The sequence below is a fragment of the Candidatus Mycalebacterium zealandia genome (assembly GCA_014075295.1).
GTDB lineage: Bacteria > Desulfobacterota_D > UBA1144 > Nemesobacterales > Mycalebacteriaceae > Mycalebacterium > Mycalebacterium zealandia.
Map to the genome: position 1 here is coordinate 387,162 of CP046180.1, position 19,679 is coordinate 406,840.

Genomic DNA, 19,679 nt, shown 5'->3' on the forward strand with positions numbered 1-19,679 from the left:
TGTGAGTATAACTGCTGAATTGCGCCGGTGAGGGGGCGGCAGTAGTGATATGGGGTTTGAGTGTTCCGAAAATGAGATTTTTGACCGTTCGCGTTTGGAGTTTATGGCGCGTGTTGCGGGGCTTAATGCTTCGGAGATTCCGACTCCTGACCCGCAAGTGGCGAGGATTTGCGAAAAAGCCGCCCGCGGAGACGGGATTTCCCCGGGTAACGCCCTGTTTCTCGCCGGAATCGCGGAGCCTCAGATTCCCGTTCTTTTAAGTGCCGCGTCTTTTCTCGCCGTCCGCTCGCACGGCAAAGAACTCACATACTCAAAAAATGTTTTCGTTCCCCTTACACGTCTTTGTAGAAATCACTGCGGATATTGCACTTTCAAGATAGAGCCCGGAGACGCGGAGTTGTTCATACCTCCCGACGAGGTTGATGAAATAGCCCGCAAGGGCGCGGAACTCGGTTGCACGGAGTTGCTTTTCGTTCTCGGAGACAAACCCGAAGCCGTTTACGACGAATACAGGAAAGAACTTGGCGGTCTCGGATGCTCAACAACCGCTGAATATCTCGCCGAGGTGTGCGAGTCCGCCGTGGGGCGCGGGATTTTTCCCCATTCAAACCTCGGTCTTGCCACCAAGGAAGAGCTTTCGCGCCTCAAACAGAGCAATCCGAGTATGGGACTTATGCTTGAGAACATCAGCCCCCGTCTTCTCAAACCCGGAAACGCGCACCACCGTTGCGCGGACAAAGTGCCAAAACTCAGAATGGAAACCATGGAGCGCGCCGGAAACTTGAGAATTCCCTGGACGAGCGGAATCCTTGTTGGCATAGGCGAGACGCGCGCGGAAAGAGTTGACTCGCTTTTCGCTCTCAAAGATTTGTCAGACCGGCTGGGGCATATTCAGGAGATTATAATTCAGAACTTCAGCCCGAAAGACGGCATCGCGATGGAGGGTTTTCCGCCGCCGGATTTTGCCGACATGCTCAAAACGGTCGCGGTCGCGCGTCTTGTATTCGGGGGCGGGATGAACATTCAGGTTCCTCCCAACCTCAACGGCGAAACCTACGCGAATTTCATTCCCGCCGGAATAAACGACCTTGGCGGAGTGTCGCCGCTCACGATTGACTATGTAAATCCCGAAGCCCCGTGGCCTCTGCTTGAAGAGATGAGCACGCAGGTTTCGGCTCTGGGATTTGAACTTAGGGAGCGGCTTCCAGTCTATCCCCAATACATGAACACCGAGTTTCTTGAACCGCAGATGCTTGAAATGGTAAAAGCCCGCGTTGATGAGCGGGGGCTTGTTCCGGAGGCGAATTGAATATGTCCGCTCAGTTGAAAGATTTGATGGATTTGATAAATGACCGGCGCTCTTCCGGGCTTGAGGCGTGTCTCGCGCGCGTGGATTCGGGGCTTGCAAAAATTATAAGCAAGCCGTTTGAGTCAAAAGAGGTTTCGGTTTCCGATGCGGACGCGCTTTTTGCGATTACCGAGCCCGACGAAATTGCCGCCCTTGCAATTGCCGCGGACGATTTGAGAAAAGAGGATGTCGGTGATGTTGTTACGTACGTTGTCAATAGAAACATAAACTTCACAAACATCTGCGACGTTTATTGCGGTTTTTGCAATTTTATGGCGCCCGAAGGCGACGATAAAGCGTATTTCCTCTCAATGGAGGAGATAGCGGCAAAAACAAAAGAGGCGTGGGAAATAGGCGCGACCGAGGTGTGCATGCAGGGCGGAATGCACCCCAAGATTGACGGCAACTACTATGTGGATTTGATAAAGAACGTCAAAAAAGCGGTTCCGGGAATGCACACTCACGCGTTTTCGCCCTACGAAGTCTGGTATGGTGCGCACACTCTCGGCATTGAGGAAACTGATTTTATCAACATGCTCAAAGACGCGGGGCACGACACTTTTCCCGGTACCGCCGCCGAGGTGCTTGTTGAGGAAGTAAGAAAGAAAATCGCTCCGCGCAAAATTCCGACTGAAGTATGGATTCGGGTCGTTGAAAAAATTCACAAAGCCGGCATGAGAACCACCTCAACAATAATGTACGGACATCTTGACGAGCCGCGCCACTGGTCTGTCCACCTCGGAGTTCTGCGCGACATACAGAAGCGCACAGGGGGCTTTACCGAGTTTGTTCCACTGCGTTTTATTCCTTGGGAGACGCGCATTTTTCAGAAATCAAAAGGCAAGGTTCACGAGGGTCCGACGGACTTGCACCAACTTAAAATGTATGCCGTCTCGCGCCTTTTCCTGCGCGGCTGGATAGACAATATTCAGGTGTCGTGGGTGAAGCAGGGACCGGAGTTTGCGCAGTTTTCACTCACCGCCGGAGCCAATGATTTCGGCGGAACGCTTATGGAAGAGCAGATTTCACGAAAAGCGGGCGCGAGTTACGGGCAGTATTTCCCTCCTGAGCAGTTCCGCCGCCTTACGCGTGAAATAGGGCGTATTCCGGCTGAAAGAAATACGGTTTATGGCATTTTGAAAACATTTGACGAAAAGTTCGAAGACACAAGCGCGGATATGCGGAAAAACCTCTGAAATGGCGACCAGAAAATCCATTAACATCAAAGATTTTATGCGCGGTGTTGAGCGGCGCAACCCGTCCGAGCATGAGTTTCACCAAGCCGTAAGGGAGGTTTCGGAATCCCTTGTTCCTTTCATAGCGAAAAATCCGATTTATATGAAAAAACAGATTCTTGAGCGGCTGACCGAGCCGGACAGAATTGTGTCTTTCAGAGTCTGCTGGGAGGATGACGAAGGCAACATCCGCACAAATCGCGGATACAGGGTGCAGTTCAGCGGCGTTATAGGTCCGTACAAGGGCGGTTTGCGTTTTCATCCATCCGTCAGCCTCAGCGTAATGAAGTTTCTGGGGTTTGAGCAGATTTTTAAAAACAGTTTGACGGGCTTGCCGATGGGCGGCGGAAAGGGCGGAAGCGATTTCAATCCGCGCGGCAAATCCGATGGCGAGGTTATGCGTTTCTGTCAGGCTTTTATGACCGAGCTTGCCAGACACGTGGGTGAAGATGTTGACGTCCCCGCCGGAGACATAGGGGTCGGTGGGCGCGAAATTGGCTATATGTTCGGTCAGCACAGGCGTATTTCGGGCGCGTTCACGGGCGTTTTGACGGGCAAAGGCATATCTTTCGGAGGCAGTTTGATTCGTCCCGAAGCGACCGGCTACGGAAGTGTGTTTTTTGTGAGAGAAATTCTCAAATCTTCGGGCGACGATTTGGATGGCAAAACCTGCGTGGTTTCGGGTTCGGGCAATGTGGCTCAATACACTGTTGAGAAACTGACCCAACTCGGCGGCAAGGCGGTTACGATGTCCGATTCAGACGGGTTTATTTATGATCAGGATGGAATTACTCCCGAAAAACTCGCGTGGGTGATGGATTTGAAAAACAACAGGCGCGGGCGCATAAGCGAATATGCGAAGAAGTTCAAATGCAAATTTTACAAGGGCAAAAAGCCGTGGAGCGTGAAATGCGATGTGGCGTTTCCGTCCGCGACTCAAAATGAACTTATGGGCGCGGACGCAAAAGTTCTTATCAAAAACGGCGTTAAAGTTGTGGGTGAGGGGGCAAATATACCGTGCGACCTTGACGCGGTTCACGCTTTTCAGAAGGCGGGCGTTCTGCTTGCTCCGGCAAAGGCGTGCAACGCGGGCGGCGTGGCGGTTTCGGGTCTGGAAATGACGCAGAACAGCATGAAACTTTTCTGGAGCCGCGAAGAGGTTGAGGAGAAACTTCAGAACATTATGGTCGGCATCCACGAACGCTGTCTTGAATTCGGCAAAAAAGGCAAAAAGGCTGACTATGTCGCCGGAGCGAACATCGCGGGCTTCAAAAAAGTTGCGGACGCGATGGTGGCGCAAGGGGTGGTTTGAGATTTTTGTCAGTTAAACTTTGACTGACGATGCCCCTCTCAACCGACCTCGCAAAAACTCTCCGGTCCCGCACAAACTCCGAAGTCCGTTTTCGTAAAATAGACCGCATTATTTACGCGACTGACGCGAGCAACTACCGTGTTGAGCCGCTCGGCGTTGTTATTCCGCGCACGGCGGAGGATGTTGCGGAAACGGTCAAAATCGCCGGAGAATTCGGCGTTTCAATCCTTCCGCGCGGCGGCGGAACGGGGCTTGCGGGGCAATGCCTCGGAGACGGAATTGCCGTTGATATGTCCAAATATATGGACGGGGTTGTGGAGATTGATGCGGAAAACAGAACCGCGACCGTTCAGCCGGGAATATGCCTCGGACGGTTAAACTCCATAGCTGGAGAAAAAGGGCTTATGTTCGGTCCGGACCCGGCAAGCGCGAAAGTCGCCACTGCCGGCGGGGTTGTGGCGAGCAACGGCACGGGCGCGCACTCAATTCTCTACGGAATGGCGGGTGACAATGTTGTTTCGCTCCGGTCTGTTCTTCACACGGGCGATCAAACTTCATTCTCCGTAGAGGGTTGTTCTGATGCCGACCTCGCCCGCGCTCTTGAAAACTTCAAAAACACAAACCGCGCGCTTGTCGCGGAAAAATTTCCGAAGCACTGGCGGCGGGCTTCGGGGTATTCGCTTAACTACCTGCTTGATGACGAATTCAATCCCGCAAAACTTTTCGCTTCGTCAGAGGGCACTTTCGGAATCACAACCGAACTGACGCTGAAACTGGTGGAAAAACCCGCTTGTAAATGCCTCGCCGTGTTGCAGTTTGACAACCTTTTGCGCGCGATTGAGACGACTCCTCTCATCTTGGAACGTGCCCCCTCGGCGATTGAACTTGTGGATGGAATGCTCATCGGGCTTACGCGAAAACACGGTGGTTTTTCGCATCTTCTGTCATTTGTGAAAGGCAACCCGGAGGCGGTTCTTGCCGTTGAGTTCTTCGGAAAAACTGCGAATGAGTGCCGCCTGAAAGCCGAAGGGCTTATCACTTTTCTGAACGAAAAAGGTGTTGTGTGCGAAAAGGGGCTCGCGCTTTCCGAACAGGATCAGGCAAAGGTATGGGGCGTGCGGACCGCGGGGCTTGGTCTTTTAATGAGTTCGCGCTCTCCTGCTAAACCGATTCCATGCATTGAAGATGTGTCTGTGCCGGTCGCCTCGCTCGCCGCATACACGCGCGACATATCGCAAGTGTTTTTCTCTCTGGGTCTCAAAGCCGGTTTTTACGCCCACGCGAGCGCGGGCTGTCTGCATATCCGCCCTCTCATTGACCTTTCAACGCGCAAGGGCGCTCAGATGATGGAAGAGGTATCCGAAGCCGCGCTTGGCCTCGCGCTGAAACACGTCGGAGTAATGAGCGGCGAGCACGGTGACGGATTGCAGAGAAGCCATGTGAACCGGCGGCTTTTCGGCGATGAAATCTACTCGGCAATGACGGATTTGAAAGGAATCTTTGACCCGCAAAACAGGTTCAATCCCGGAAAGGTTGTGAACCCCTTCCGCAACGCGGCGGACAATCTCAGAAACTTGAAAAAAAGCGAAACGCCGTTGCCCGCGCTTCTTGACTGGACGGAAGAGGGCGGTTTTGAGTCCGCCGTTTATTCATGCAACGGGCAGGGGGTTTGCAGAAAAATCTCAGATGGCGCGATGTGCCCGTCTTTTATGGCGACCCGTGACGAGGTTGACACCACAAGAGCGCGCGCGAATCTTTTGCGGAGCGTTTTGAGCGGCGATGCAGGAGAGGATTTTCTTTTGAGTGATGAGGCGGAGGATGTTTTCGGTTTCTGCGTCGGGTGCAAGGCGTGCAAAAGCGAATGTCCGTCATCGGTGGATGTGGCGAAGATGAAAACCGAGTTTCTGGCGCGCAGAGCGGAGAAACTGGGTTTTTCCTTTGCGGACAGATTTTTCGCCGATGTTCACACAATTTCATCCGTGCTGTCGCGGGTTCCTGTGGTGAACCGCGTGGTAAATTCCGCGATTTCAAAAAACCTGCTTTCGCTCGCGGGCATAGACCCGCGCAGATCTCTGCCGCAGTTGAATGCACGGCGTTTCAGCGATTGGTTCTCCGGCCGTAATCCGGTTTCAAAACAGAAAAAGGCGGTTTATTTTCACGACACATGGGCGGAATTTTACAATCCCGGCGCGGGCGCGGGCGCGGTGAAAATTCTTGAAGCGCTCGGCTACGAAGTTGTGATTGAAAAAAGAAGGGTGTGTTGCGGAAGGCCCATGCTCAGCCGCGGAATGATTGACAAAGCGCGCGCCGCCGCCGAAATCAATATTGGCGTTCTCCATCCCTACGCGGACAAAGGGATTGAGATAATCGGAACCGAGCCAAGTTGCGTTTCAATGTTCAGGGACGACTACGCGGACATCCTGCCCGCGAGCGAAAAACGCGACACGGTCGCACGGATGTTTTTCACGCTTGAAGAGTTTGTAAAACCGCGCGCCGCGGAACTTGCCGCGAAAATTGAGCCGCCCGCAGAGACGGTTCTCGCTCACACTCATTGCCACGCCAAAGCGGCCGCGCCGGATTCGGGGCTTGTTTCCGTTTTGAGAGCGCTTGGTTTTAACGCGGTTGATTCGGGCGCCGGATGCTGCGGAATGGCCGGCGGGTTCGGTTACGAAAAGAAAAATTACGAGGTTTCAAAAAAAATCGCCGAAGACCGATTGCTTCCGGCTATTGAACGGATTGGACGGTCCGCGCGGGTTTGCGTTACCGGAATATCGTGTACGGAGCAAGTACGGCATTTTTCCGGTGGAACGCCGGAGCATTTTGCCGAAATTGTGTCGGCAAGCATCAGGGATTAGAGGACTTTTCAGGCGGTGGCAAAAGCGAAAATCACGCTTAAAACCACGAGTGCTACAAAGATGCCCATCATGTAAAACGGGTAGTTGGGGTTGTATCCCTTTTTGATGTTTGGCACGCGAAGTTGCCCGAACACAACCTCTCCTTTATCTTTCGGAGTTTCACCGTCCGGGGTTTCCTGTTTTTCTTCTTCAGACATTTTAGCCTCCTGTGTTTTCAGTCCTTTCCAGAAGGATATGGACCGAATGCGTATTGTTGTGTTATTTCAAGCATATTTTTCAGATTTTCAAGCATTTTGTCCTGCATGTCTTTCTGCGACACAACACCGTAGTAGTTTCCATCCTTATCTTCAACGACAAGGTGCGAGATGTTGTGCTGTCCAAAAATTTCAAGACATTCGGAAAATGTGTTGTGCAGGTTTACTTTGATGACATCGGGCGTCATAACATCTTTTACTTTTGTGGCGTTGGGGTCTTTGCCTTCCGTAACCACTTTTGTTGAAACATCGTAGTGGCTGAAAACTCCGACAAGCTTTTTGCCTTCGAGAACACCAGTCGCGCGGATGTGAAGCCGTTTAAGTGTGGAAGCGGCTTCTTTTACTGTATCGTCCAAGGAAACAGAGTAGAAAACCTCGCGGTTTTTCACCATGTCCTTGACGGTAACCCGACTCAAATCTTTGCCAGACATTACCATTTCCCTCACTAACTATTCTATTGTATGAGAGCGGGGGGCGCAATTGAAATGGACTTGCAGTGTGTTATAGTCCACCTTGAAAGAGAAAAGTTGCACCGGAGACGCAAGTGGCTGAATACAAATATCCTGAAGTTCTCGTTTCAACCCAGTGGGTTGAAGACCATAAAGACGACCCGGACGTTGTAATTGTTGAGTCCGATGAGGACATTCTTCTCTACGAAGTGGGACACATTCCCGGCGCAATCAAGCTTGACTGGCAGGTTGAACTGCAAGATCAGACCATCAGAGACTATCTCGCAGTTGAAAATTTTGAGAAACTTATGTCCGAAAAGGGCATATCAAACGACTCAAAAGTTGTTTTCTACGGAGACAAAAGCAACTGGTGGGCGTGCTACGCTTTCTGGACTTTCAAGGTTATGGGGCATAAAAACTGCCTGATAATGGACGGCGGAAGGCAGAAGTGGGTTGACGAAAAAAGAGAGATAACACGGGACGTTCCAAAACTCCCGAAGACCGGATACAAGGTTGGAAAGGTTGACGAATCCATAAGGGCTTTCCGCGATGACGTTATGAAGCACATGGAGGCGCGCGGCGCGCTTGTGGATGTGCGCTCGCCTCAGGAGTTCACCGGTGAGTTGCTTCACATGGAGGCTTATCCGCAGGAAGGTTGCCTCAGAGGCGGGCATATTCCCGGCGCGAACAGCGTTCCGTGGGCGAAGGCGGCAAATGAGGACGGAACCTTCAAATCGGCTGACGAACTTGAGCAGATATACGGAAAAGAGCAGAAACTTAAGCCCGCTGAGGATGTCATAGTTTATTGCAGAATAGGTGAAAGATCTTCTCATACATGGTTTGTTCTGACCTATCTTCTGGGCTACAAAAACGTCAGAAACTATGACGGCTCATGGACGGAATGGGGCAATATGGTGCGTGCTCCGATAGAAAGGTGAAATGGATCTCACTGAGATTGTTGAGCAGTTCAGGGATTCCGATTTCCAGACCACGCTTGATATGCTGGTTGACTATTCAGACGACCTTCCGCCACTTCCTGAAAAATACATTCCTCTTCTTGAAAAATCAGAAAACAGGGTTCCCGAATGTGAAACACCCGTTTTTATCTGGATTGAAGTGAACGGTGGAAAGGTTGCAATTCACGCTCACGTGCCCGAAGAGTCGCCCACGGTTCGGGGTTTTGTGTCAATACTTGTTGACGCTTTCACCGGAGTATCTCCCGAAGAGGTGGCGGACGCGCCGCCAAACCTTCTAAATCGTCTCGGTCTTGATAAAAAACTCGGAACAAGGCGCATGTACGGGCTCGGAGCCGTTTACGCGAGAATAAAAAAAGAGGTGGGCGAAAAAGCCCGAAATTAAACCGTGATTCACCACAAACTGATGGACACCCTGATGGACCACTACGAGAACCCCAGAAATTTCGGGGCTCTGGACGGCGCCGATTTCGTGCGGAGCGGAGGCAATTCCGGTTGCGGAGACACCATAACAATCTATCTCAAAATGGACGGTGACGTTTTAAGAGACATTGGTTTTGAGGGTAAAGGGTGCATGGTAAGTCAGGCGGCGGCTTCACTTATTTCGCTCAAAGTCAAAGGAATGAAAGCCGAAAAAATTTCCGCAATGGGCAGGGAGAACATGATTGAGATTCTCGGCAAAGAGATTGTAGTGCGTCGTCCCAGATGCTCAACACTTGTTCTTGACACTCTAAAAGGCGCGCTCCTGAAAGGTCAGAACGGGAAAAACCGCATCTGAACAAAAATCAGAATCAGCGCGGCTATCGCGACCCTGTAAATCACAAAAGGCGCGTAAGTCCGGTTCCGGACAAAGCGTAAAAGAAACCTTATGGAGACAATGCCCGTAAGAGTCGCGGCAATTGTTCCCGCGATAAACTCGCTTTCATTGGGAATTACCAAACCGTTTTTCCAGACCGTTCGCGCAATGGCGGCCGTAATCACGGGAACTCCCATCATAAAAGCGAATTTCGCCGAATCCTCCCTTGTGTATCCGAGGAACATTCCTCCGGCTATTGAGACGCCCGACCTTGAAAAGCCCGGCACCAGAGCGAACGACTGCGCCACTCCGAAAAACACGCAGTCTTTGACTGAGAGGCTCGTGAGCCGTTTTGTTTTTCCTTTTTTTCTGTCGGCGGCAAACAGCGCGGCGCTTCCCGCAAGTAGCGCACCCGCGACCACAACCGGATGCCTGAGCGCGCCCGCGACCACATCCTCAAAAATCAATCCGCACACGGCCGCCGGTAGAATTGTAATCGCGAGTCCGGCGCCCATTTTCGCGTCCGCGCTTTCAAACGAGCCGCTCCGCGCCGAGAGCAGTAAAGCGCCCGCGATTGCCGCCCATTCCTTTCTGAAACAGAACAAAATAGAGATAAGAGTCCCAAAATGGAGCCAGACCGCGAGGTCAAGCCCTCCGTCCCGCCACGACAAAAGCCATGAGAAAATCAGAAGGTGCGCCGTGCTGCTTACGGGAAGTACCTCTGTTATTCCCTGTACGACCCCGAGAGCGGCGGTTTGATGGTTCTCCAATCAATCTCTCCTCTTTTTGCCAAGAGCCTTTTTGAGATATTTGCCCGTGAGTGATTTTGCCGCCCGCGCCAACTCTTCCGGTCTGCCCTTGGCTACTATTTTTCCGCCGTTCTTCCCGCCTCCGGGACCCAGATCGATCACATAGTCCGCGCTTTTTATTATGTCCATGTTGTGCTCTATCACTATCACTGTGTTGCCTTTTTGAATCAATTTCTCAAGAGCCGCGAGCAGTTTTTTAACATCGTTGAAATGCAGACCGATTGACGGCTCGTCAAGCACGTAGAGTGTTTTGCCCGTTTCTTTCTGCGAAAGTTCTCTGGCGATTTTAATCCTCTGCGCCTCGCCGCCTGAAAGAGTGTTTGCTTCCTGTCCGAGACTGACGTATCCGAGTCCGACTTGTTCAATAATGTCCAGTTTACGTTTTATCTGCGGATGTTTTGAGAAGAATTCCGCCGCTTCGGAAACCGTCATTTGCAGGACGTCCGAGATATTTTTGTCCCTGTATGTTATCTCAAGCGTTTCGCTCTCAAAACGTTTTCCTCCGCACCGCTCGCAAGTTGTGTAAACATCCGGCAGGAAGTGCATTTCCACTTTAACGCTTCCCTTGCCGCCGCACAGACCGCAACTGCCCTCCCTGACGTTGAAACTGAAACGTCCCGTTCCGTAGCCCCGCAGTTTCGCTTCGGGAGTCATCGCGAACAGTTCGCGTATGGGAGAGAAAATTCCCGTATATGTTGCCGGATTTGACCTTGGGGTTCTTCCTATGGGCATCTGGTCTATTTTGACAACCTTGTCCGTGTGGCGCGCTCCGCAGACGGCCTTGAAACCTCCTCCCGCCGCTTTTCCACGCCGCGCTAATTCAATCGCGGGACACAGGGTTTCGTGAAGAAGGGTGCTTTTCCCCGACCCTGAAACCCCCGTGATGCAGGTAAAAGCCCCGACGGGAAAAGACACGTCCAGCCCGGCAAGGTTGCGCTTTGCCGCGCCTTTGAGAGTGATAAATTCTTCCGGCCTTCTTCTTTTCAGAGGAATATCTATCTTCTCCTTGCCGGACAGATATTTGCCCGTGAGCGATTCCTCGCAGGAAATCAGTTCCCGCACCGTTCCGAATCCCGTAATCTCTCCGCCGCGCCGTCCGGCTTCGGGTCCCATGTCCAGCACAAAGTCACTGTTTCGTATCATGTCTTCATCGTGTTCAACGACCACTATTGTGTTGCCGTTGTCCCTCATTGTTTTCAGGGTGCATATCAGTTTGTCGTTGTCTGACGGATGCAGACCGATTGACGGCTCGTCAAGCACATAGGTAACACCTGTCATTTTGGAACCAAGTTGGGTTGCGAGCCGGATTCTCTGCGCCTCGCCGCCCGAAAGCGTTGCCGCCGAGCGGTCAAGCGCGATGTATCCGAGCCCGATATCTTTGAGAAAACCTATCCGTGATTTGATTTCCTCCACGATTCCCCCGCCGATTTCCGTTTCGTATTTCCTGAACTTGAGGTCGGTGAAAAACCGCAGAGAGTCTTCCACGTCAAGGCGCGATATGTCGTAAATGGTTTTTTGGTTTACAAAAACCGACAGACTTTCCCTGCGCAGTCTCGCTCCGCCGCAGGAAGGGCAATCGCCCTTTTTCATATACTCCGCAAGCCCGGACTCAACTTCGGAGGACGAGGTTTCGCTCCGCCATTTTGACAAAGCGCCGATGACGCCCGGAAAATCGTCCGCGTTTCCGTTGCCGTAGAGAACCGTGCTCCGCGCTTTCGAGGGAAGTTTTTCAAACGGCACGTCCGTGCTGAAACCATAATATTCCGCGGTTTCCTCCATAAGCCGTTTGTGATACCGCGAATTCTTCCACGGCTTTATCGCGCCGTCCCGTATTGACAGCGACGAATCTACAATCAGTTCGGGGTCAAAATCGGTTTTTATGCCGAGCCCCGAGCACTCGCCGCACATTCCATACGGGCTGTTAAACGAGAAAATTCGCGGTGATATTTCGCCGTATGCTTCGCCGCACGAAGGGCAGGAAAAGGTTTCACTGAAATTCATAGTTTTGTTTCCGAACGCGCACACGGCGCTGCCTCCGGACTTTTTGAGCGCGAGAGTGAGAGAATCTTCAAGCCTTTTTCGTGCGCCCGCGCCCGAAGTTCCGACCGTGTCCACAATCACTTCAATGTTGTGCGTTTTGTTTCTGTCCAGAACAATTTCTTCGTCAAGGTCTCTTTCCTCTCCGTCTATGAACGCGCGTACAAACCCTTCTCTTTTCAGGTCTTCAATCTCTTTGCGGTAAAAACCCTTTCTGCCCCGCACAACCTGTGACATCACGGTAACTTCCTCTCCGCCCGCGGAGGACAAAATTCTTTTCGCCATCGCCTGCGCGGTTTGCGGGCTGATTTCCTCTCCGCAGCGGTGGCACATAGGTTTGCCCACGCGCGCGAAAAGCAGCCGCATGAAGTCGTAAATCTCCGTTATTGTTCCGACCGTTGAACGCGGGTTGCGGTAAAAGGTTTTCTGATCAAGCGATATTGACGGCGAAAGCCCGTCCATGAAGTCCACATCCGGTTTTTCAAGTTGCTCGACAAACTGTCTTGCGTATGCCGAAAGAGACTGCATAAACCTGCGTTGCCCCTCGGCAAACAGCGTGTCAAACGCAAGGGATGATTTGCCTGAGCCGCTCACACCCGTGATTGTTACAAGTTTTCCGCGCGGGATTTTCGCGCTTATGTTTTTAAGGTTGTGGCTTCTCGCGCCTTTTATGGTGATGAAACTCAAAGCGCGATTAATTTAACACCTATTCACCCGACCGGAGTCATCGCTTCAAGGCGGGCTATACGCTCTTCGGTTGGCGGGTGGGTGCTGAACAGTTTAGCAAAAGCGCCGCCAATCATCGGGCTGACAATCATCATATGCGATGTGCTTTCCGCCGTCTGCTCACTCACGCTCAAAGGAATCTGCTTCGCGTAATTGTCCATTTTTCTCAGTGCGTTCGCGAGAAACATCGGGTTTGAGCATATCTTTGCGCCTTCTCTGTCAGCTCCAAACTCCCTTGTGCGCGATATGGCAAGGCGCACTATGGTTGCCGCGAGCGGAGCCACAATCGCCATTGCCAGAAGGACAAAAACGTTGTTTCTGCCACGTCCGCCGCCGAAAATCGCCGCAAACTGCGCCATCCAAGCGATGTAACTGATTGCCGCCGCGATTGTTGCCGCGACGGAGCCGATGAGTATGTCGCGGTTTTTGATGTGGGCGAGTTCATGCGCAAGGACTCCTTTGAGTTCGTACCTGTCAAGGATTTTCATAATTCCCTGAGTTACCGCGACCGCTGAATGGGACGGGTTTCTTCCGGTCGCGAACGCGTTGGGAGACTGTTCGGGAACGATATATACCTTTGGCATTGGAAGCCCCGAATTGTGGGCGAGTTCGCGCACATCTGCGTAGAGTTCCGGCGCTGAGCTTTCGTCCACCTCCTGAGCCTTATACATTTTCAGCACAATTTTGTCGCTCCACCAGTAACTGGCGAAGTTCATAACTCCCGCGAAAACAAGAGCTATAACCGCTCCCTGCTGTCCTCCGAAAGCCCCTCCGCACCACACAAGAATCGCCGACATAACGGCGAGCAAAACAACGCTTTTCAAAGTGTTCATTCTTTTTTCCTCCGGGCGTCCGCGCCCTCATAAAGTATTATAATCACCCCACCTTGCGGTTCAATGTTTGCGAGTCCTTTATCTTGCGCCATTGAGGTATATGAGCGCTCAGCATCCGTTTGAAAAGTTTTCTGTGGTTGGGAATTTTCAAGTGCAAAAGCTTGTGGGCTATGACGAAATTGCGGAAAGTTTCCGGTCTTTTTTGAAACTGTCTGTATTTCAACGGGCAATTACTCAAATTCAAAGTTTTTTATCACAATGTCATACATGTCGCACAGGGTTTTTATAGTCGTCAAAGACCTCTTGAGTTTTTCATCGGGCGAAAGGATTTCATAGAGAGTCTGTGCTTTCCTGAAAAACTCAATGAATTTCTTTCTTTTTCCTTTGTCCGATTATCCTCTCCCAGCGGGCGACCAGTTTATGTTTTCTTTGTGCGATGAATCTATCAAGTCAAAAATTACTATCTGCGGCTCGGGAAAATCTTCAAGGTAAAACTTCACTTTCAAAAACTGTCTCCTGCCGTTGTCTCTTATCCTTACGGAGCAAACCACCACATTCCTGTGAGAATGATGATGGCTAACCTGCGCGGTGTATTTATTCTGTGTTCCCAGTTTTACTATTTTGGAAAGAGATCTGTAAAACGCTTCAAGTATCCACGGGAAAGGTTTGGAGCCGACCGGAGAGGAGACTATGTGAGGTATAACGGAACGGCTTTCGTGTTGTGCCGAGGAGGAGTAAATTGAGGCATATCCGGCTGTGTGAATGTCTCCGCTTAAAACTACGGTGTTAATGTTTTTTTCATTTTGCAGAGAAAAAAGAAAGTTAAGTATATTATCGGTTTCCGCGGCGTTTGCTTCCGCTTCCCACGAATCCCTGATGTCATCTCTTATATCTCCGAGATGTATTCTTTTAAGAAATTTCTTCGCGTATTTGTTTATAACGGGGGTCTTATAAAAGAAATTCCATGCTTTCATTAATAATCCTTCCGCAACCGGATCTCCATGCGCCATTACCACCGGAGTAACGAAAAACAAGGTGTCAATTGAACCAACTCTGCCTTCCACCCACTCCTTTATAGAATCCAGTTGTTCCGGTTTCCATAAAACCCCCTTCTTCCCGTCCTTGCCATCCGCAAAAAGATTTCTGTTGCTGCGCAAGTCCGCCATGACGAAACCGCAACGCCCGACAGTAAAACAAAAATCATGGCTTTTAACTCCGTTTTTTACGGTCAGACTGTCAGTCGGATTTCTTATTGCCTGCATATACGCAAAGGCTTTGTCCGCCGCGGAGAAAAGATCTTTGGCTTTTTCATTAAAATCGGTTTTTTCCTTGTTGAAAAACTCAATGCTACTTCCCCATCCGTCCATAATTTCATGGTCGTCCCACATCAAATATGAGGGGAGACGGCAAAGTATTTTCCGGTAAGAAATATTGCTCCAGTAATGTCTGTATACTTCCAGATAGATTTTTTCTCTTTCCTCCGGACTTCCGGCTTTTTCAATCTTTGTTCTCCACTTATCCGCATACACTTGGTCGCCGCCAAGTAGCGCAAATCTGACGCAATAATCACTTCCCTTGTTTTCTTCCAGAATTTGCGGGAGAGCTGACCAAACTCTGTATCCTTCGTTTTCCGATTTGGCGTAATCAGGGTCGTGGCAACTCATAATTAGAAAATCAACCCTGTCATTTTCACCTTTATCTTTTTGATTTGGCAAAGTTTTGAAAAAAAGATCTTCTGCGTTAAGCCCTTGAAGATCAAAGGATTGTGTGCGCCGTTCATCTTGCCATATCCGGTATTCGTACACTGTTTCAGGCTCCAAATTTTTCAACTCAACGCAATCGGAAAACAGATTTTCTTCCTTGAAAACAAATTTTTGAACACGAAGAATTTCTTCCGTTCCCTTTTTTGCAAGCGACAGCCAAAGGGTTTCCCTTTCGGGATTATGAATCCAGATTTTTGTGGAATCCTTTGTTGTGTGACCAATGAAAGGTCCTAAAAAAGAATGATTTGACATTTTACTGCCTCCTTGTTTTCTCATCTGTTAGTTCCTATTCATTTGAAAATTTTCTCAACTTCCCTGTCCGTTTTCTTTGCTTCGTATTGTTCAATCTTTCTGTCAAGCACTTATGTCAAGTCAGGTTTTCCCCTCAAGTAATTTTTTGACAAAAGATTCTCTGAAGTCCTTACTGTTCAAAATCTTTCCCAACTCAAAACAGAACAGACTTGTGGGATAGAAAAAGACGGTTCCATTTTTATAGGGTTTGACGCCAAATCTACTTTTTGTCAGGCATGCCAACTTTCCGTCATTTTCAATATTGTGTTTTTTTGCAAAATCAAGAAGTCCTTTAATTTCTGACAAATCGTCATAAGGTTTGTCCGACCATTTGATTTCAATAGCGGCTTCAGCTTTTGTTCCGGATTCATCCATCATTATCAAGTCCACCTCTCCGGACTTCCAACGCGCATAGTAAGGGGCTTCCGCTCCTCTTATCAGGTGAAACAGATGGCTGAATACCGCAGTTTCCACGAGTCTGCCCAAAACCGCATTGTTTTTGCTGCCGTCCGTCAACCCGAAAAGCGCCGCATACATTGAAGGGTTTGTAAGGTAAATCTTGAAAGTGTGATCTCTTTTGAACTTTTTGATGTTTTTGTCCACCCTGCGGACGCGCCTTATCAGGAAGGCGGCTTCAAGATATTCCAAATATCTCGATATTGTGGCTTTAGCCACATTTGCACCTTGTGAGAGGTCGCGCAGATTGATTTCCTTTCCCGTATTGTGGGCGATGGTCACAAAGAGTCGATTGAGCTCAGGAATGTCACTTATGCCGTAAAGACTTGGTAAGTCTCTTAACAGAACCTTTTCTATTACGTCGCTTTTGATGAAACGAGCGAGGTCTTTTTTTACCTCTTCTGAGAAAACGGCTTCAGGATAGCCGCCGAAATTGAGGTAGTCGACAAAATGCTCATTGATTTTATCGATGTTTTGCATTGCTTTGCCGGCATTAACAAACAGCCCGGCATCTTGCTCAAACAGTTTTTCTTCTTCGCCCGAAAACTTCATATATTCATGGAACGTCAAAGGAGGAAGAATGAAGTCCGTGAACCTTCCGGCTCCGGATTCAGTGCTTTTCAATTTTAATGCAGCAGCCGCAGAACCGGTTGCGACAAAGCGATGTTGCGGGTATGAGTCCACAAGAGATTTTAGATGAATCTCCCACTCTTTGAGGTATTGGATTTCATCAAAGAAAACATAAACGGTTTCACCTTGCGGAATTTTGTTGAGTTCAAGAAAAGCAACGAGGATTTTTTCAAGTGGCATTCCTGCATACAGAGGGTTGTCCAGAGGGGTATAGAGTATGTTTTTTGGATTGATTTCTTCTTTTATCAATCCGGCGATTGCTTGATACGCCATAACAGTTTTGCCAACCCTGCGGGGTCCCATAAGAACAACGGCGCGGTTAACCTCGGTTTTGCGTATCAGTTCGTAGAATAGAGCAAAGTAGACACGCTTAGTGAATTCTTTCCATCTTACATCGTTCGGATCTTGCCACCACGGATTGTCTGTCACCAGACGCTGATTTTTCTCTTCCGTTGAAACTTCCAGCATTGCCCTCACAATACACCAAACTCTCAAAAAGTCAAATAAGAACAATAAATTAGTCTTATTTGTTATTTCGCTAATTTCTCTAATAAAATCAATGTGTTACAAATACCAAATAGTATAAAAACCACTAAGAACAGTGAATTGGTCTTAATGGACATTAATGTAATAAAGTCAGTTATAACAATGAGTTAGATGATGCAAATAGTAGAAGGCGGTTTTAGAGGGGATTTGATAATCTGATACGGTATCTGTAGCCAATCCTCACGGTTTTGTATGGTTCTGCATTCTTCCCTTTTGACCTTTTCCCTTGTTTTCTTTACACTTTCCGCCGTTTCCGGGACGGATTTATGAGCGGAGAAAAACCCCATAATGTTATTGTCATAGGCGGCGGGCATGCCGGTTGCGAAGCCGCGCTCGCGGCGGCGCGCATGGGGCGCAAGACTCTTCTGCTTACAGCCAATATTGACACAATCGGTGTTATGTCGTGCAACCCTTCCATTGGCGGGGTGGGCAAAGGTCATATCGTCAGGGAAATAGACGCGCTTGGCGGAGAAATGGCAAAAGCCGCCGATGTGAGCGCGATTCAATACAGAACGCTAAATACCCGCAAGGGCGCAGCGGTGCGCGCAACGCGTTCGCAGGCGGACAGGCAGGTTTACAGGTCTTACATGCGCCAAACGCTTGAAGGGTGCGAAAATCTTGACATAAAACAGAGGATGATTGACGGCTTTCTTGTGTCGTCCGGCTCGGTGCGCGGCGTGAAAACAAGCCTCGGCGAAAGTTTTTTCGCGGATTCTGTGGTGGTAACCCCAGGGACTTTTCCCAATGGACTAATACACGTTGGAGATGAGAGTTTTTCCTCAGGGCGCGCCGGAGAGGGCGCGGCGATGACGATTTCAAAATCATTCAGGGATTTGGGGATTGAAGTGGGAAGGCTCAAAACCGGCACTCCTCCACGCTTTGACGGGAGAACAATCCGCTGGGACGCGCTTCAGGAGCAAAAAGGGGACGAAAAACCCCGCGCGTTTTCTTTCTCAAATGAGCGCGTGAACTTGAACCAGATGTCGTGCTTTATTACTCACACCAACGAGAAAACGCACGAAGTGATAAGAAAAAACCTTTCGCGCTCGCCACTTTATTCAGGCGTCATAAAAGGTGTGGGACCGCGCTACTGTCCGTCCGTTGAAGACAAAATCGTGAAGTTTCCCGACAAAACACGGCATCAGATTTTCCTTGAGCCGGAAGGGCGGAACACCTATGAGATTTATCCAAATGGTATATCAACCAGTTTGCCGCTTGATGTTCAGGTAGAGATGGTGAGAACGGTTGAAGGGCTTGAAAATGTGGAGATAATGCGTCCGGGATACGCGGTTGAATACGATTTTATCAACCCGACTCAGTTGAATTCGTCGCTTGAGTGTAAATACGCGAGCGGACTGTTCTTCGCAGGGCAGGTGAATGGGACAACGGGTTATGAGGAAGCCGCCGGGCAGGGGATTGTCGCCGGAATAAACGCCGCGCTTTACTCACGCGGAGACAACACATTTGTTCTTGACCGCTCGGACGCCTACATAGGAATCATGATAGATGATCTTGTTACGAAAGGGGTTGATGAGCCGTACAGGATGTTCACTTCGCGCGCGGAATACCGTTTGGTCTTGCGCGAAGACAACGCGGACTTGCGCCTTATGGAAAAAGGGCGCGCGGTGCGGCTTATAAGCGATGAGCGTTACGAGAAACTTATTATGAAAAAAAAGGCGCTTGACAGTGAGTTTGAGCGACTTGAAGCGACAAAAGAGGTTCCCGGCGGTCGCGCGGACGCCGTACTCAAAAGTTTGAATTCACCCGCGCTTAAAAAACCTCACTCACTTGCCGAGATTCTCAGAAGACCCGGAATCACATACTCCGAACTTGCTCTTTTTGACCCCCGGTGCGCCGAGATTGCAGGTTCGGACATAGCCGCGCAGGCGGAGATGAGCGTGAAATATGCCGGTTATGTAAAAATGCAGACCGAACAGTTGAAGCGGTTCAAGCGGTTTGAGAGCATGTCAATTCCCGCCGCTTTTGACTACTCAAAAGTTTCCGGTCTTTCCAGAGAGATTGTCCAAAAACTGTCAAGTGCCAAACCCGGTTCTCTCGGTCAGGCGGGAAGAGTTTCAGGCGTGACGCCCGCCGCCGTTTCAGTTCTTATGTTGTACTTGAGAAAAGGAATGAGCCGGGAAAGTCAGGAAATTTCCGCGCCGTCTTCTTCCTCGTAGAGTTCCTCTTCCGGCTCGCCGAGCTCCATGTCGTAGAGTTCCATTTCGTCAAGTTCATCGTTTCCCGCCAAAGATTGCTCTTCGGGGTCCTCAATCAAACTGACGAGGTCCTTTATTCTTTCATCTTTTGAAAAAGCCACCTGAATTTCCTCCCCCATTAATCGGGTAACCAACCCATTTTGACCCCA

17 protein-coding genes are annotated in these 19,679 nt (G+C 50.0%); 8 read left to right on the forward strand and 9 right to left on the reverse strand.

Annotated features, from left to right (window positions below):
* Positions 1 to 49: 49 nt before the first annotated feature.
* From cofG to GKS04_01925, 4 genes are read left to right on the forward strand one after another with little or no spacing between them, the layout of a single operon-like run.
* Positions 50 to 1,309 (forward strand): 7,8-didemethyl-8-hydroxy-5-deazariboflavin synthase CofG, encoded by a 1,260-nt coding sequence (cofG, locus tag GKS04_01910; protein QMU55945.1) that lies wholly within the window; start codon positions 50 to 52, stop codon positions 1,307 to 1,309.
* Between the two features lie 26 nt (positions 1,310 to 1,335).
* Complete coding sequence (gene cofH / locus GKS04_01915; GenBank protein ID QMU56670.1) at positions 1,336 to 2,544, forward strand: 5-amino-6-(D-ribitylamino)uracil--L-tyrosine 4-hydroxyphenyl transferase CofH; 1,209 nt, start codon at positions 1,336 to 1,338, stop codon at positions 2,542 to 2,544.
* Position 2,545: 1 nt separating this feature from the next.
* A complete protein-coding gene (locus GKS04_01920) occupies positions 2,546 to 3,895 on the forward strand; it encodes an NADP-specific glutamate dehydrogenase (protein ID QMU55946.1) in 1,350 nt (449 codons plus the stop codon).
* 29 nt (positions 3,896 to 3,924) lie between these two features.
* Positions 3,925 to 6,750 (forward strand): FAD-binding protein, encoded by a 2,826-nt coding sequence (locus tag GKS04_01925; GenBank protein QMU55947.1) that lies wholly within the window; start codon positions 3,925 to 3,927, stop codon positions 6,748 to 6,750.
* An 8-nt stretch (positions 6,751 to 6,758) separates the two neighbouring features.
* Here GKS04_01925 and GKS04_01930 read toward each other — a convergent pair whose 3' ends face one another.
* Complete coding sequence (locus tag GKS04_01930; GenBank protein QMU55948.1) at positions 6,759 to 6,947, reverse strand: hypothetical protein; 189 nt, start codon at positions 6,945 to 6,947, stop codon at positions 6,759 to 6,761.
* A gap of 17 nt (positions 6,948 to 6,964) precedes the next feature.
* Positions 6,965 to 7,450 carry a CBS domain-containing protein gene (locus tag GKS04_01935; GenBank protein QMU55949.1) on the reverse strand — a complete coding sequence of 162 codons (486 nt, stop codon included), beginning with the start codon at positions 7,448 to 7,450 and terminating at the stop codon, positions 6,965 to 6,967.
* Positions 7,451 to 7,548: 98 nt separating this feature from the next.
* On the opposite strand from GKS04_01935, the gene GKS04_01940 reads away from it, so the two are divergent.
* Genes GKS04_01940 through GKS04_01950 form a run of 3 tightly spaced genes read left to right on the forward strand, consistent with a single transcriptional unit; the run spans position 7,549 to position 9,205 of the window.
* Complete coding sequence (locus GKS04_01940) at positions 7,549 to 8,391, forward strand: sulfurtransferase (protein ID QMU55950.1); 843 nt, start codon at positions 7,549 to 7,551, stop codon at positions 8,389 to 8,391.
* 1 nt (position 8,392) lies between these two features.
* On the forward strand, positions 8,393 to 8,812 hold the full coding sequence (locus GKS04_01945; GenBank protein QMU55951.1) for a SufE family protein: 420 nt from the start codon (positions 8,393 to 8,395) through the stop codon (positions 8,810 to 8,812).
* A 21-nt stretch (positions 8,813 to 8,833) separates the two neighbouring features.
* Positions 8,834 to 9,205, forward strand: a complete 372-nt coding sequence (locus GKS04_01950) for an iron-sulfur cluster assembly scaffold protein (GenBank protein ID QMU55952.1) — start codon at positions 8,834 to 8,836, stop codon at positions 9,203 to 9,205.
* Here GKS04_01950 and GKS04_01955 read toward each other — a convergent pair.
* The 6 genes from GKS04_01955 to GKS04_01980 form a co-directional block, all read right to left on the reverse strand.
* Entirely contained in the window at positions 9,181 to 9,993 is an 813-nt protein-coding gene (locus GKS04_01955; protein QMU55953.1) for a hypothetical protein, read from the reverse strand. The genes GKS04_01950 and GKS04_01955 overlap by 25 nt on opposite strands.
* Positions 9,994 to 12,756, reverse strand: a complete 2,763-nt coding sequence (gene uvrA, locus GKS04_01960; GenBank protein QMU55954.1) for an excinuclease ABC subunit UvrA — start codon at positions 12,754 to 12,756, stop codon at positions 9,994 to 9,996.
* A gap of 23 nt (positions 12,757 to 12,779) precedes the next feature.
* Positions 12,780 to 13,628 carry a zinc metalloprotease HtpX gene (gene htpX, locus GKS04_01965; GenBank protein ID QMU55955.1) on the reverse strand — a complete coding sequence of 283 codons (849 nt, stop codon included), beginning with the start codon at positions 13,626 to 13,628 and terminating at the stop codon, positions 12,780 to 12,782.
* Between the two features lie 43 nt (positions 13,629 to 13,671).
* Positions 13,672 to 13,872, reverse strand: a complete 201-nt coding sequence (locus GKS04_01970) for a DUF45 domain-containing protein (GenBank protein QMU55956.1) — start codon at positions 13,870 to 13,872, stop codon at positions 13,672 to 13,674.
* A gap of 148 nt (positions 13,873 to 14,020) precedes the next feature.
* Positions 14,021 to 15,667 (reverse strand): hypothetical protein, encoded by a 1,647-nt coding sequence (locus GKS04_01975; GenBank protein QMU55957.1) that lies wholly within the window; start codon positions 15,665 to 15,667, stop codon positions 14,021 to 14,023.
* Between the two features lie 96 nt (positions 15,668 to 15,763).
* The gene (locus GKS04_01980; protein ID QMU55958.1) at positions 15,764 to 17,236 is read right to left on the reverse strand and encodes an AAA family ATPase; all 1,473 of its coding nucleotides are present in this window, start codon (positions 17,234 to 17,236) and stop codon (positions 15,764 to 15,766) included.
* Positions 17,237 to 17,580: 344 nt separating this feature from the next.
* Here GKS04_01980 and mnmG point away from each other — a divergent pair, with 344 nt between their 5' ends.
* Positions 17,581 to 19,491: a tRNA uridine-5-carboxymethylaminomethyl(34) synthesis enzyme MnmG gene (gene mnmG / locus GKS04_01985; GenBank protein QMU55959.1), complete on the forward strand. Its 1,911-nt coding sequence runs from the start codon at positions 17,581 to 17,583 to the stop codon at positions 19,489 to 19,491.
* Here mnmG and GKS04_01990 read toward each other — a convergent pair.
* Positions 19,458 to 19,631 carry a hypothetical protein gene (locus GKS04_01990; protein ID QMU55960.1) on the reverse strand — a complete coding sequence of 58 codons (174 nt, stop codon included), beginning with the start codon at positions 19,629 to 19,631 and terminating at the stop codon, positions 19,458 to 19,460. The genes mnmG and GKS04_01990 overlap by 34 nt on opposite strands.
* Between the last annotated feature and the right edge of the window lie 48 nt (positions 19,632 to 19,679).